Annotated in this window: 10 protein-coding genes and 1 other annotated feature; of the genes, 7 read left to right on the forward strand and 3 right to left on the reverse strand. The window is 36.4% G+C overall.

What is annotated here, in order from left to right:
- Positions 1-14 precede the first annotated feature (14 nt).
- The 3 genes from hemL to D9780_RS06185 all read left to right on the forward strand — a co-directional run bounded on the left by hemL (position 15) and on the right by D9780_RS06185 (position 4,622).
- Positions 15-1,298 (forward strand): glutamate-1-semialdehyde 2,1-aminomutase, encoded by a 1,284-nt coding sequence (gene hemL, locus D9780_RS06175; RefSeq protein ID WP_121639626.1) that lies wholly within the window; start codon positions 15-17, stop codon positions 1,296-1,298.
- Positions 1,299-1,748: 450 nt separating this feature from the next.
- Positions 1,749-3,143 (forward strand): LysM peptidoglycan-binding domain-containing protein, encoded by a 1,395-nt coding sequence (locus D9780_RS06180; protein ID WP_162985812.1) that lies wholly within the window; start codon positions 1,749-1,751, stop codon positions 3,141-3,143.
- Positions 3,144-3,593: 450 nt separating this feature from the next.
- Positions 3,594-4,622, forward strand: coding sequence for a phosphotransferase (locus D9780_RS06185; protein WP_121639628.1), 1,029 nt, complete (start codon positions 3,594-3,596; stop codon positions 4,620-4,622).
- Here the strand turns inward: D9780_RS06185 and D9780_RS06190 are convergent.
- Positions 4,619-4,807: a hypothetical protein gene (locus D9780_RS06190; protein ID WP_073004679.1), complete on the reverse strand. Its 189-nt coding sequence runs from the start codon at positions 4,805-4,807 to the stop codon at positions 4,619-4,621. The two genes, D9780_RS06185 and D9780_RS06190, sit on opposite strands and share 4 nt — an antisense overlap.
- Before the next feature lie 278 nt (positions 4,808-5,085).
- Positions 5,086-5,356, forward strand: a binding site (T-box leader).
- A gap of 98 nt (positions 5,357-5,454) precedes the next feature.
- On the opposite strand from D9780_RS06190, the gene D9780_RS06195 reads away from it, so the two are divergent.
- Entirely contained in the window at positions 5,455-8,103 is a 2,649-nt protein-coding gene (locus D9780_RS06195; protein WP_121639629.1) for a valine--tRNA ligase, read from the forward strand.
- Between the two features lie 81 nt (positions 8,104-8,184).
- Here the strand turns inward: D9780_RS06195 and D9780_RS06200 are convergent, their stop codons facing one another.
- Positions 8,185-9,042 (reverse strand): ATP-grasp domain-containing protein, encoded by an 858-nt coding sequence (locus D9780_RS06200; protein ID WP_121639630.1) that lies wholly within the window; start codon positions 9,040-9,042, stop codon positions 8,185-8,187.
- Positions 9,035-9,943, reverse strand: a complete 909-nt coding sequence (locus D9780_RS06205) for an ATP-grasp domain-containing protein (RefSeq protein ID WP_121639631.1) — start codon at positions 9,941-9,943, stop codon at positions 9,035-9,037. The genes D9780_RS06200 and D9780_RS06205 overlap by 8 nt, the downstream gene beginning before the upstream one ends.
- A 531-nt stretch (positions 9,944-10,474) precedes the next feature.
- On the opposite strand from D9780_RS06205, the gene D9780_RS06210 reads away from it, so the two are divergent.
- The 3 genes from D9780_RS06210 to radC all read left to right on the forward strand — a co-directional run bounded on the left by D9780_RS06210 (position 10,475) and on the right by radC (position 13,795).
- Entirely contained in the window at positions 10,475-11,740 is a 1,266-nt protein-coding gene (locus D9780_RS06210) for a bifunctional folylpolyglutamate synthase/dihydrofolate synthase (protein ID WP_121641444.1), read from the forward strand.
- Positions 11,741-11,879: 139 nt separating this feature from the next.
- Complete coding sequence (locus tag D9780_RS06215) at positions 11,880-12,770, forward strand: hypothetical protein (protein WP_121639632.1); 891 nt, start codon at positions 11,880-11,882, stop codon at positions 12,768-12,770.
- 344 nt (positions 12,771-13,114) lie between these two features.
- Complete coding sequence (gene radC / locus D9780_RS06220) at positions 13,115-13,795, forward strand: RadC family protein (RefSeq protein ID WP_073004858.1); 681 nt, start codon at positions 13,115-13,117, stop codon at positions 13,793-13,795.
- Positions 13,796-13,941: the final 146 nt, after the last annotated feature.

Genomic DNA, 13,941 nt, shown 5'->3' on the forward strand with positions numbered 1-13,941 from the left:
GAGGATATCTGGTTATGAATTTTAATAAATCCAAAGCTGCTTATGAAGAAGCAGTTGATTTAATGCCTGGCGGTGTTAATTCACCTGTTCGTGCATTTAAATCAGTAGGTATGTCACCAATTTTTATGGAATCTGGTAAGGGAGCTAAGATAAGAGATATTGATGGTCATGAATACATTGATTACGTTTTAAGCTGGGGTCCACTCATTTTAGGACATGCTGATGAACGGGTCGTAACAAAATTAAAGGAAACAGCGGAAAAAGGTACCAGCTTTGGAGCGCCGACAGTATTAGAAAATGAGCTTGCACAGCTAGTTATTGACCGCGTTCCATCCATAGAAATGGTTAGGATGGTAAATTCAGGTACGGAAGCAACAATGAGCGCGTTGCGTGTAGCAAGAGGCTACACAGGAAGAGATAAAATACTAAAATTTGAAGGGAATTACCATGGTCATGGTGATTCACTGTTAATTAAAGCAGGGTCAGGTGTGGCTACACTTGGACTTCCTGATAGTCCAGGTGTTCCTAAAACGATTGCTCAAAATACGATCACGGTTCCATATAATGACTTAGAAAGTGTGCGATATGCTTTTGAGACATATGGTGATGATATTGCTGCAGTTATTGTAGAACCTGTTAGCGGCAATATGGGAGTGGTCCCACCAATAGAAGGTTTTTTACAAGGATTAAGAGAAATTACGGAGCAAAACGGCACCGTGCTTATTTTTGATGAAGTAATGACTGGCTTTCGGGTAGGTTACCAATGTGCGCAAGGTCATTTTGGAGTGACACCCGATATGACATGTCTCGGGAAGGTAATCGGAGGTGGATTACCAGTTGGTGCATATGGAGGCAAACGGGGGATTATTGAGAAAGTTGCTCCAACTGGATCTATCTATCAAGCTGGTACATTATCTGGTAATCCGTTAGCGATGACCGCGGGGCTTGAGACATTAAAAGCGTTAGATGAGTCATCTTATGAAGCGATAAATAAAAAAGTAGACCGATTGATAGAAGGGTTTACAGCGGCTTCCAATAAGCATCATATACCATTGCATATTAATCGAGCGGGTTCAATGGTTGGCGTCTTTTTTACTAATGAAAAAGTAATTAACTTTGAAACTGCTCAATCTGCTAATCTTGATTATTTTTCTCAATATTATCGCTCTATGATTGAAAATGGCGTGTTCCTTCCACCATCACAATTTGAAGGCCTGTTTTTATCTACTGCGCATACAGATGAAGATATTGAACATACGGTAAAAGCAATTGACACAGCTTTTGCTTCCATAGAGTAACGAAGCTTATTACTAAGTTGCGCCTTCATAGTGTGTATTTAGTTTAATCAACCTATGCCAGAGAATAGAATTTATTTAAAGACCTTTACTAATAGCATGTAATTTTTGATATACATGCTGCTAGTGAGGTCTTTTTCTGTTGTCTAGGAATATAAAATTTTGCAGCTGTGGATAAACTTACTAAGTTATTTAACGTTGCAAAACTTTCTACTGGATCAACTGCTCAACCTCTTTGAAAAAAGTAGTTCGCTTTTTCCTAACTTAGTCTTCGGATTTCCTTCACTAGCTAAAGCAAATAGGTTCATTTTTGGTAAAGTCGTAGTAAAGAAGCTGTTTTTAACTTCATGGAAATCAACTTTACCGTTTGTAATATCCTAATGAAAATATTCATATAGTTGAATATAAGGCATATCATCATATATGAACTATATGGTGGAGAGGAGGAGAGCCGTGACAAATGAAGCGTCCGTATTTCAGTTTGAATTGAATGAAACACTCTATTTTGAAAAAGGACAGGAAGTAAATGAAATGAGAGGGGTTTCATTGGAGCCAGACATCTCTATTCATTCATTTCACGACTATATTTCAATCAGAGGAGTTATTGAATTAAAAGGAGAGTATGAAAAAAGTAGACACACCGTTTTTCAAGATGATTTAGAAGAAGATGTGATGGGTTCTAAACGCTATGTTGAAGCCGTGGAGCAAGATGAAGAAGGAGTATCTATATTTTCTCATCACTTCCCAGTAGAAATTTCTGTACCTGCAAACCGCATTGCAAACTTAAACGATATAAGCGTGTATATTCAGACATTTGATTATGAAATCCCCAATCCAACCTTATTCCGACTTTATTCAACAATTGAAATTCATGGCATTCAACAAGAAGAAATAACAGCATCTGATGCACGAGAAAAAGAATCGCAAGAACAGTTGAACTATGCATCCCCAGAAGAAGATAAGTCTAATCGAGGAGAGCAAGAAGCTGATTATTTTCAGTTTGAAATGAAACAATCAGAGCAAGATTATAAAACAGAAGATGAGGAGATGAACCCATCTTTACCATTTCTAACGGTACCAGAGCAAGATAGTTCAGATGAAAAAAGCAGGTTAAAGGAAATGGAGCAAGAAGAAACAATACTATCTGATGAATATTCAGAGAAAATAACAGAGCACCTAGATAAGAAAGGTGAGCAAACTGATGAAGTAGGAAGATGGAAGTATAAAGAGACGAAAACGCTAAAGGAATTTTTTGATTCTGAACAAGAGGATACTAGTGATGTTCATGAAGAAGAATTGGGTGAAGATGAGGAGACAGAACAATACGAACAAGTAGATTATGACTCTACTCATGAAACAAATCTAGAAAGCGAAGGACGAGTCACTGAAGCAAAAAGCAGTGTAACAGATGATGAACAAGAAAGAGAAGTAGAAACAAATAAAGAACAAAATAATCTAAACGTGGATGACCAAGGGAAAAAAGCTACAGAAGCTGAAGTTACGGAAGAACCTAACAATATTAATGAGATGAAGGTGAAGCAAAATGGCGATGAGAATGACCATGAAGCGTTATCTGTCTCACCGGAAATTAATCAGACGAGTGGTGATCGACACATCCAAGATGAAGTCCAGGATGTCAGCTACTTAGCAGATATTTTTAGTAATAAAGCTGAAAATAATTATACTAGCATGAGGTTATGTATCGTACAGGAAGATGATACGATCGATTCTATTGCGGAAAGATATCAAGTTTCTGCATTACAATTAATTAAACAGAATCAATTGGATGATGATTACGATGTTACGCAAGGTCAATTACTGTATATTCCAGAAAAGAAAAACAAATGATGCTCTCTCTCCATTATAGAGGTAAGGTTGCCTGCAGCTTCCTTAAAAGCTAGTAGTGGCATCTCATTTTTCATTAACAAAGGTATATAATTATTTTACGCTATAGCAAAGTATGAGATTTTTTGGTTTATAATATAAGAAAAACAAAGGCTTTCGTCATAAGATTTGGCGACAAGCCAAGTTTTTCTAAGGCCAGATATAATTGAATTCTTTAATTTATCGCGGATAAAGGTGCTGTAAGACTTCTACTTCAAGATTGGAAGATGTGAGCGGAACAAGTCTAAGTGGGAGATACACCACCTTATTCCCTTTTTTGTAAAAACCCTTTAAAATCGTATTCTTGGGCTGCTGAACAACCAGCAGGTTATGAAAGAAAACCCCACTAAATAATAAGAGTGTAAAGGCGTGAGCCTAATTTTTGTTTGCTTTGAAACTAGGGTGGTGAAGAAAATGGATACCTTACAAGAAGTGTTGCATGCTTATTCTATTCGACCTTTTTACATAGAAAAACAAACAGAGCGGCTCTACATGGTGCAAGACTACAACCAGCAATATGCGTTGAAACATAGCCGGCTAACGGAAGAAACAATCGTTATGTGGGAACAAGTTTATAAATTGGCATATGAAGAATATCTTTTTCCTATTTTACCAGTTTACTTAACGAAGCTAGGAAAGTTATATGAAAAAAAAGGAGAATTTATTTATTATGTGACACCTTGGAAAGAAAGCCGAGAAACAGAATTAGATCAATCCACGATTGATAAAATCTTTCAAAGTTTTGGATTGATTCACATGAAAACAAAACGGCGACATTTGGTTGAAGTCCAACAGTTTAAGCAAGCTTTTCAACAGTATAAACAGCATTGCTTGACCTTACAGCAACAATTACTTGCATTTGTAGAGGAGTACGAACAACATCGCTTTATGTCCCCGTTTGAGTTACTTGTTTGTACGCAATTTAAAGATGTTAATTATAGTCTGAATGAAACGATACGAAGAATTGATCAGCTGTTGGAAGAACAGGAAGAGACTTGGTATTATAGTTTGTGCCATAAGAACATCAAAACTTCACATACTTTAGTTGATCAAGGTCAGCTCTATTTTATAAATTGGGAGAATGCAGGGTTTGACTATCCCATTTTTGATTTAGTTGCTTTTTTTCAAGAAGAAACAAAGCATTATGATACTCCGACTAATATGCTACTGCGCGGATTTGACAAGTATATGAATGAGAACGAACTGACCAAGAAAGAACTTTATTTGTTAGTCATTCAATTATTAGACCCACAAGCTTATCTAAGTTGTGTCAAAAATCATAAACAAGCAAACACATCCATGATGAAACAAATAATTCATTTACAGCATACATTTCGACGTATACTGTTTGGGTTGCACCTTTCTGCACATGTGGAAAAAACGTTTGATACGATCGATCTAGATGATCTGGACGACCTAGATGATTTGGATGAAACAGATTAAATCCATTCCAAATAAAAAGCTATAAAAATGCCAACGATAATACCAAGAAGAAATACATCAAAGGTGGTTGGGAAAAATAAAGTACGAATCAATTGAAAAATTAATATAGGCAGTGTACATCTTTCAATTACGATAATACAATTTCTGGCCCATGGTGGTAGTCGGTAACGGTAATATCTTGCCAATGAGACTCTCTCCTTTACATCAGAAATTTTTATGTTACTATACTATATGTATAAATTGATCTTTTTGGTGCAAACCTTACTATGTAACGGGTTATTATTTAAGAGATAACAAACACTTACAATAACAGTGAAGAGCTACATTCTTTAAGCTGCTTTTTGTCGTAAACATTCCAGAGCTGGGAAAAGAATGCGCTATTTCATTTTAGTGAGGAAACAGTTGACGTAAAGAGGAATTATATATAAAATAAAGCTATTCTAATAATATGCATGTAAACAATGAAAATGTAAAGAATGGGAAGAGTACAGGATAATTATCATGTAGAGATGGAAATCATTGGCTGAAAGTTTCCTTGAAAATTATGCTGGAATGTCGCCCAGGAACAGCTCCTTTGAACAAATAAGGCTAAGATGCTGCCTTTTTTAAGTAGAAGGAAGCCGGTCTATGTACCGTTATCAACAAATGAAGTGTGTATACTTTGTTTCTTTACTACACTAGAAGTATACAAATAAAGGTGGTACCACGGAGAGCAAACCCTTTTCGTCCTTTTATAGGACAAAAGGGTTTTTTTATACACTTTAGTAAGTGTCAAAAACGTATAAGTGAAACTACAGCTTGCTAAAAAAGATATTGTAAGGAGGAGCATGTTATGTACGAACAAGAATCAAAACCTTCACTTTCTGCTAAATACAATCCGCAGGAAGTAGAAAAAGGTCGCTATCAATTTTGGCTAGAAGGAAACTATTTTAAAGCAAAGAACGATATGGAGAAAGAACCCTATTCTATTGTTATTCCCCCACCAAATGTTACAGGACGATTGCATTTGGGACACGCTTGGGATACGACAATGCAAGACACCATTTCTAGAATGAAACGTATGCAAGGATATGATGTATTATGGCTCCCTGGTATGGATCATGCTGGGATTGCTACACAAGCAAAAGTGGAAGAAAAGCTAAAAGAACAAGATACGAATCGTTATGAGCTAGGTAGAGAAAAATTTCTCGAAAAGGCTTGGGAATGGAAGGAAGAGTACGCTGCGTTTATTCGTTCACAATGGGAAAAGTTAGGGCTTAGTTTAGACTATTCACGTGAACGGTTTACGCTTGATGAAGGTTTGTCAGACGCAGTTAGAGAAGTATTTGTAAAGTTATACGAACAAGGTTTAATTTATCGTGGAGAATATATTATAAACTGGGATCCAGATACAAAAACGGCTTTATCCGATATTGAAGTGATTTATGAAGAAGTGCAGGGCAAATTTTATCATATGCGCTATCCGTTAAAAGATAGTGATGAGAAAATCGAAATTGCTACCACACGTCCAGAGACGATGTTAGGTGATACTGCGATTGCTGTTCACCCTGATGATAAACGATATAGCCATTTAATTGGCAAAAAAGCTATTTTGCCCATCGTCGGTCGGGAAATACCAATTGTTGCAGATGAGTATGTAGATATGGAATTTGGTTCTGGTGCAGTGAAAATTACGCCTGCTCACGATCCAAACGATTTCGAAGTTGGGAATAGACATGATTTAGAACGAGTATTAGTTATGCATGAAGATGGAACGATGAACGAAAATGCTGGTATTTATGAAGGAATGGACCGATTTGTGTGCAGAAAACAAATTGTTCATGATTTGAAAGAACAAGGTGTACTGTTTAAGATTGAAGACCATGTACACCAAGTTGGTCACTCCGAACGAAGTGGCGCTGTCGTAGAGCCATATTTATCTACGCAATGGTTTGTAAAAATGAAACCATTAGCAGATGCTGCAATCGAGCTACAAGCAGGAAGTGACAAAGTTAATTTTGTTCCACAGCGTTTTGAAAGAACTTATTTAAATTGGATGGAAAATATTCGTGATTGGTGTATTTCTCGCCAACTATGGTGGGGGCACCGCATACCAGCTTGGCATCATAAAGAAACAAAAGAAATTTATGTCGGCAAGGAAGCTCCCGACGATATAGAAAATTGGGAACAAGATGAAGATGTATTAGACACTTGGTTTTCATCTGCTTTATGGCCTTTTTCAACCATGGGGTGGCCGGATGTAGAAGCAGAAGATTACAAGCGATATTTTCCAACTGGGGTTCTCGTAACAGGTTATGATATTATTTTCTTCTGGGTTTCACGAATGATTTTTCAATCGAAGCATTTTACGAATCAAAAGCCGTTTGATGATGTTTTGATCCACGGATTGATTCGAGATGCTGAAGGAAGAAAAATGAGTAAATCGTTAGGCAACGGTGTCGACCCAATGGATGTCATTGATAAATATGGTGCAGATTCATTACGCTATTTCCTATTGACTGGCTCTACCCCTGGTCAAGATTTACGCTTTCATTGGGAAAAGGTAGAAGCAACATGGAACTTTGCGAATAAGGTGTGGAATGCTTCTCGTTTTTCTTTAATGAATTTAGCCGATTTTTCGTATGAAGATATTGATTTAACAGGCGAAAAATCTTTGGCAGATAAGTGGATATTAACCCGTTTAAATGAAACAATTGAACATGTAACTAGAAATAACAATAAATATGAATTTGGCGAAGCTGGTCGTCAATTATACAACTTTATTTGGGATGAACTATGTGATTGGTATATTGAAATGGCAAAAATACCATTATATGGAGATGACGAAACTCAAAAACAAACAACACGTTCTGTGCTCGTTTATGTTTTAGATCAAACGATGCGTATGTTGCATCCATTTATGCCGTTTATTACAGAAGAAATTTGGCAACAGTTACCACATCAAGGAGATTCTATCACAGTTGCCGCTTGGCCGGAGCCAAGAGGTGCATTCCATGATGAACAGGCAGCAAATGAAATGAAGCGACTAGTGGCGATTATCAAAGCTGTCCGTAATATTCGTGCAGAAGTAGATACACCAATGTCAAAACAAGTTAAACTACTCATCCAAGCGGAGAGTGAATCTATTGTGAAGGAATTAGAAGAAGAGCGTCACTATTTAGAACGTTTTTGTAACACAAGTGAATTAACCATTATGGAAGAGATCGATGTCCCTGAAAAAGCAATGTCAGCAGTAGTGACAGGAGCAGAACTATTTTTACCATTAGAAGGGTTAATTGATTTTGACAAAGAAATTGCTCGTTTAGAAAAAGATCTAGCTAAATGGACAAAAGAAGTAGAGCGTGTACAGAAAAAACTCGCAAACGAAGGGTTTATTAATAAAGCACCTCAGGCAGTAATTGAAGCAGAAAAACAAAAAGAAAAAGAGTACTTGGATAAACAAGCGAAGGTTCAAGCAAGATTACATGAATTAAAAAACTAACACAAATTTAAGGGTTACCTACTTCGAACTAAATGTACGAAGTAGGTAACCTTTATTTACATGATTGCATAATAAAAAAGATTACGACTGGATGTGTTTTTTGATATGCTCCACATATAACCGTAGTATATTTGTATTGCTAACGGCACTTAGTATGCGAGAACCGACAACATCTTCAATTTCATTAAATAATAGTTCTCCATCCATACTTAGTAAGAAATCAATTCCTACCATTCCAAAATCGAAATAATTGATAATCGTTTGAATTCTTGTTGCTTCTTTTTTGGATAAAGTATACCGTATTGCACTACCACCAAGCTTGTAGTTGGCTCTAAAATCGGAATTACTTTCTCTAAGTACAGCTGCGATAATTTTTTTCCCTACAACGAAAACGCGCAAGTCTTTGCCTTGTTGCACATGACAACTTTGCATAATGATGTCATTGCCTTTTATTTTCTTCCTACATGCTAAATACTCCAACTCATTAGTGACCATATAAACCTCTTTTCCACCTCTCCCTGCAACTGTTTTTACTACAAATGGAAAAGAAAGCGGAGGGGACTCTTTTAAAAAAGAAGCTTTATGGAAATATGTGTCTACCATTGGAACGTCAAGTTGATGTACATAATGATGCGTTAACGCTTTGTTATTGCAAATAGTTGCTATACGAGAGTTGTTAAAAACAATAATTCCACAACTTTCCAGATGAATACTAAGCATAGGATCAATGGTACGAACAACGGCAAATTCAGGTAAAGGCTCTATCTGATGGTTATTTAATAGGACGTGCCGATTTTTCTGAATTCCAATCATTAGGTCTTCCCTGCGTACAAGTTGCAGATGGATGGATTGAAGTGCTGCTTCTTCCATAAACCAATGAATATAAGCTTTATTTACTTCTATATCTTTATCACTATAGATAAGCCAGCCGTTATGCATTTGTGTTCCCTTCGATCTTCTTAAAAATATAGTCAATTATAAAGGTAGCAACATTTATTCCCGTGGCATCAAACAAATTGCGGATGTGAGCATTGGAGTTGATCTCGCAAATTATAGGAGAATCATTTTCGCCAATTAATAGATCAACACCTGCGAAATCAGCTCCAATGGATTGTGTAGCTAGAATCGCCAGTTTTTGTTCTTCTTCCGATGGTTCATACGCCTGCATGGTACCACCAGCAGTAATATTTGCTCTGAAATCATGTGCTGACTGTCGTTTCATGGCCGCAACAACTTTATTACCTACAACATGCAGCCGTAAATCTTTTCCATAGCTAGTAGAAATAAATGCTTGTAAAACAAAGGGCTTTGTTGCCAAATGTTTAATTCGCTGAATTAAGTCCGCTTTATTATGGATAAGATACACTTGTTCGCCAAAAGAGCCGAACGCTTCTTTTACAATCATCGGAAAACCCAAACGGTGAATTGCAGATTGCATTACGCCATGTTTTAGCTGTTGGGAAGTAAATGTCTTCGGATAAATAATCGTTTTAGGTATTGGGAGCTTAGCTGTTGCTAGCTGTTGATACGTTAATATTTTGTCATCACTAATACGAATTGCTTCCGAAGAATTAAACACGCTTATACCTAATAATTCGAGTTGCTTAGCTAGGTAAATATCTTTATCTGTAAACACGACAAAGTCCGGTAAAGCGCTAGGTTGCTTTTCGGCTAATACAGATAATTCGTTTTGAGATAAAAAAGATAAAAGTTCGCTATTTGATATGACTTTTACGTTGCTACCTCTTTGCGTGGCTGCTTTTTCTAGCCATTGTGCAAAATCAATAAATTTATTACCTGGTAAACTATCGTTATAAATCATCCATCCAGTTACGTGCATCGGTTCTTTCCTTTCTGCTATACTAATAATCGTTCATATAATTTTTTGATTTTAAAAGTAAGCACTTTTAATTAGAATTTTGACCAAAAGATGTATCCTAGATATAAGGTGCTGTATAAATCCCGCTTCAAGAATGAAAGATGTGAGCGAGCCAGCCTAAATGGGAGATAACAACACCTACATCTCCTTTTTCGCTGTCTAGGAAATTATAAAATTTTGCAGCTGTGGCTAAACTTACTAAGTAATTTAGTCACGTCTGGATTCAGCGCCCAGCAACTAGGCGACTTCACGAATCGCCTTACAATAAGTCATCATCGGTTCGTGCCTCACCGTGATTCCTTTATCTCAGTCGATTCGTTCCAGTCGCTACGTTGCTAAACGGGCGCTTGCGCCTTTGTGCCGAGAGGCTATTAGGTCATACCCTTAGGCTACTAACAATCCGTCAGGGATGAAAGAACCCACGGATTGAAGATTCACCTTATGTTGTAAATTAAATACTACTCATGAAAGGATTGTACATAATTGCATACAATGAAGCAAATAGAAGCATTTTTTCATCATCGGCATCAGTTAGGTGTGAAACCTGGTTTGGAACGTATGCAACAATTACTTGCTTTACTTGGTCATCCTGAAAAACGATTAAATGCTGTTCATATTGCCGGCACTAATGGAAAAGGATCTACTGCCGCTTTTGTGAAACAAGGTTTGCAAGAAAGTGGCTATCAAGTAGGAGTGTTTACTTCACCAAGCTTACACGGAATTCGCGGGTATATTTATGTAGAGGAAGAGCCAATTTCTGAACAAGCATTTTTAAAAGTGTGGGAAAAAGTTTATCCCGTGGTTCAGGAATTAGATCAAAAAAATCAATCTCCAACAGAGTTTGAAATAATGACAGCTGTTGCGTTCCTTTATTTTGCTACTAATGTTGACATTGCTGTTATAGAAGCTGGAATGGGAGGAAGAGAAGATACCACAAACTGTATAATCCCTTTAGTATCTATAATTACTAGTGTTAGTAAAGATCATATGGCTTTTCTTGGTCAGACAATACCTGAGATTGCTTTGCATAAAGCAGGAATTATTAAACAAGGGGTTCCAGTTGTTTTTGGACAATTACAATCAGCTGCTAAAGAGGTGATTATACAAGAAGCGAAGGCTAAGGAAGCTCCAGCTTATCAATTAGGGTTGCATTTCCATTATCAAAGTTTACCTTCTAAAGAATGGAATTATATGGAATGGAGCCTACCTTTTACGAAAGGAATTGCTTTTAAACTTAAATTGTATGGAGAACATCAATTAGCGAACGCATCATTAGCGTTAATGGCTTTACATTTAATACAGCAAAAAGGATATATTATCCAGTTTGCGAAACTACCAACTGCTTTTTTTGACGTACAATTAGAAGGTAGATTTGAATTGGTGTCCCAACACCCTACTATAATTCTTGATGGAGCTCATAATCCAGCTGGAATTCGTGCATTTATAGACACACTGGAGAAAGTCTTTCCATATCAAGAAAGACAGTTATTATTTGCAGCTTTTAAAGATAAAGCGATTGATGAGATGATGATTCCTCTAGGAGATAAATTTAGTGCAATTTACTTAACCACTTTTGATCACCCGAGAGCTGCAAGTATATCTGAAATGAAAAAAAACTCGTTAGCTTCAATGGAAACCATTGATTCGTGGAAAAATGCGATCAGTAGAATGAGTGACCCAAACACTGTATATTGTATTACAGGTTCGCTTCATTTCATTTCTATGGTAAGGTCGTCTTTACTCAATAAGGATAAATAATAGTTTTAGTGGCACCATGTAATCGAAAAAGATATCACATTATGTTGAACAATTTCTTAAAAAGCGGACAAACTTCGTCTTACTTTTCACATGTTTTTTGCTAGAGTAAAATAGAACTCTTCTAACAGGAGGCAAAACTGTGAAAAAGGACAAGCGTAAAATAACAGTCTGGAAAAACGGCCAGCAGGTGAAGCTGTCCATGTATTTATCAAAAAATAATGATACAACTGGGGAGACAGAGAATGAAGAAGCTGCAACACTAACAGATACAGAGGAAGAAGTTCCATCATATGGCAGACTATCTAATAAGAAATTTTCTGTTTATCACCTATTTTTTAAAAAAATAAAGCCTATGAAACCTTTAATTATTGCCATTGCTTCCGCTTTTATTATAGGGACATTGCTGGGCATTACATTGATTCGAATGTTTGTTACCATTGATGAAGATCGCCAAGCAAATAGTGAACTAAACAACGCTGGCGTGACCGAAACTAGCCGTGAACAAGAAAGGAAAGAACTAGATGGTCACGCAAATTTACAAGGCTTTGATATTTTTGTATTGCAGGGAGGCGTTTTTTCTGAAGCAGGAAATGCACAGACTTGGCAAAAGAAGTTTCAAGAGGAAGGGCTACCTGCAATGATTTGGGAAAAAGAGAAACAATATTTTTTATTAATATCTGCGGTTGCCTCAAAGGAAAAAGCGGAGCAGTTAAAAAAGGATATTACTTCAAAATTGGATATTTATATAAAGAAGTGGCGGATTCATGTGGACGAAGAGGGATTAAAGAAAGAAGAAAGAAGCTGGATGCAGACATTTGCGGATGTATGGTGGAAAGATATGCAACAACAAAAAATATCTAAAGAACAATGGGAATCAACCAAAAAAACTATCCCTAAACGTTTCCAAAGTTTAGGTAATGCAATAAATCAACATGTGATTGAAGAGCGAAATGATGAGGCTGTAGACTTAGGAGCAAGTTTACTAACTTTATGGTATGAATTAATACATGAGCTTAAGCGTGAAAAATAGTGAATGAATAAAAGAATACTATACTACTAAGTAGGATAATGTAAGAAAACAATATCGTATAAAGTTTATTGGTTTAAATAGGGTTGAACCCTTCTACAAATGGGTTGGAATAAAATTTCCCATGCTGTTTTACAGTTTATTATCCTTCAAGTTTTTAACTTGCTTATCTACTTAGAATAGAATTTATAAGAAGAAACAGTTATTCATATGTCCGTTTTTCTCCTATATAAACCTTTTTTTGTCTCAGATAATTAGCTGTTTTTTTAGAATTGCTGATTTGTTTAAACAAGTAATCCTCTGTAAGATACAAGTATCTTAGTTAAAGGGGGATGAAAATGACTTCAATGCCTATTATGATTAAAGATGTACCTAAAGATGACCGCCCCAGAGAAAGGTTACTAAAGGTTGGCCCTGGACAGGTGTCAAATGCAGAATTATTGGCTATCATTCTTGGAAGTGGGACAAAATCAGAATCTGTACTTTCTTTATCTAATCGCCTGTTGATGCATTTTGAAGGTTTAAAACTTTTAAATGATGCAACGATAGAAGAGTTAATAGCCATAAAAGGAATCGGCAGAGCTAAAGGTGTCCTTGTTTTAGCTGCCATTGAGTTGGGAAAGCGAATGAACGGTTTTCAATCAGGTGATCGTTATGTCATTCGCTCTCCGGAAGATGGCGCAGATTACATCATGGAAGATATGCGAATATTAAACCAAGAACATTTTGTAGCACTATTTTTAAACACCAAAAATCAAGTTATTCACCGGCAAACGATCTTTATTGGCAGCCTAAACGCCTCCATTGTTCATCCTAGGGAAGTATTTCGTGAAGCTGTTAAACGTTCTGCCGCTTCCATAATTGTTGCCCATAACCATCCTTCTGGCGACCCAACACCTTCTCAGGAGGATATTCATGTAACAAGGAGATTAGTTGAATCTGGAAAAATGATTGGGATTGAACTGATCGATCATATAATTATAGGCAATCGTAAATTTGTTTCTTTAAAAGAAAAAGGTTACTTGTAATATAGTGTAATCTAATGGTCTGGCTAAAAATATGCGTTAAGAAATTATTTTAAAGTGTGTGCTATAAAAATGACACTGTAGCGTTATTTATTCTTTTCACCTCAAAAGTTGTCGTTCCTTGTGATAATTTGAATGATCTACATGAA

The organism is Virgibacillus sp. Bac330 (assembly GCF_003667845.1).
Classification (GTDB): domain Bacteria; phylum Bacillota; class Bacilli; order Bacillales; family Amphibacillaceae; genus Virgibacillus; species Virgibacillus chiguensis.

What these genes read in the sequence shown, in the direction of transcription:
- D9780_RS06200 (WP_121639630.1), bottom strand. Translation starts at nt 9,042, where the DNA reads ATGCATAACGGCTGGCTTATCTATAGTGATAAAGATATAGAAGTAAAT.
- hemL (WP_121639626.1), top strand. Translation starts at nt 15, where the DNA reads ATGAATTTTAATAAATCCAAAGCTGCTTATGAAGAAGCAGTTGATTTA.
- D9780_RS06210 (WP_121641444.1), top strand. Translation starts at nt 10,475, where the DNA reads ATGAAGCAAATAGAAGCATTTTTTCATCATCGGCATCAGTTAGGTGTG.
- D9780_RS06185 (WP_121639628.1), top strand. Translation starts at nt 3,594, where the DNA reads ATGGATACCTTACAAGAAGTGTTGCATGCTTATTCTATTCGACCTTTT.
- radC (WP_073004858.1), top strand. Translation starts at nt 13,115, where the DNA reads ATGCCTATTATGATTAAAGATGTACCTAAAGATGACCGCCCCAGAGAA.
- D9780_RS06195 (WP_121639629.1), top strand. Translation starts at nt 5,455, where the DNA reads ATGTACGAACAAGAATCAAAACCTTCACTTTCTGCTAAATACAATCCG.
- D9780_RS06205 (WP_121639631.1), bottom strand. Translation starts at nt 9,943, where the DNA reads ATGCACGTAACTGGATGGATGATTTATAACGATAGTTTACCAGGTAAT.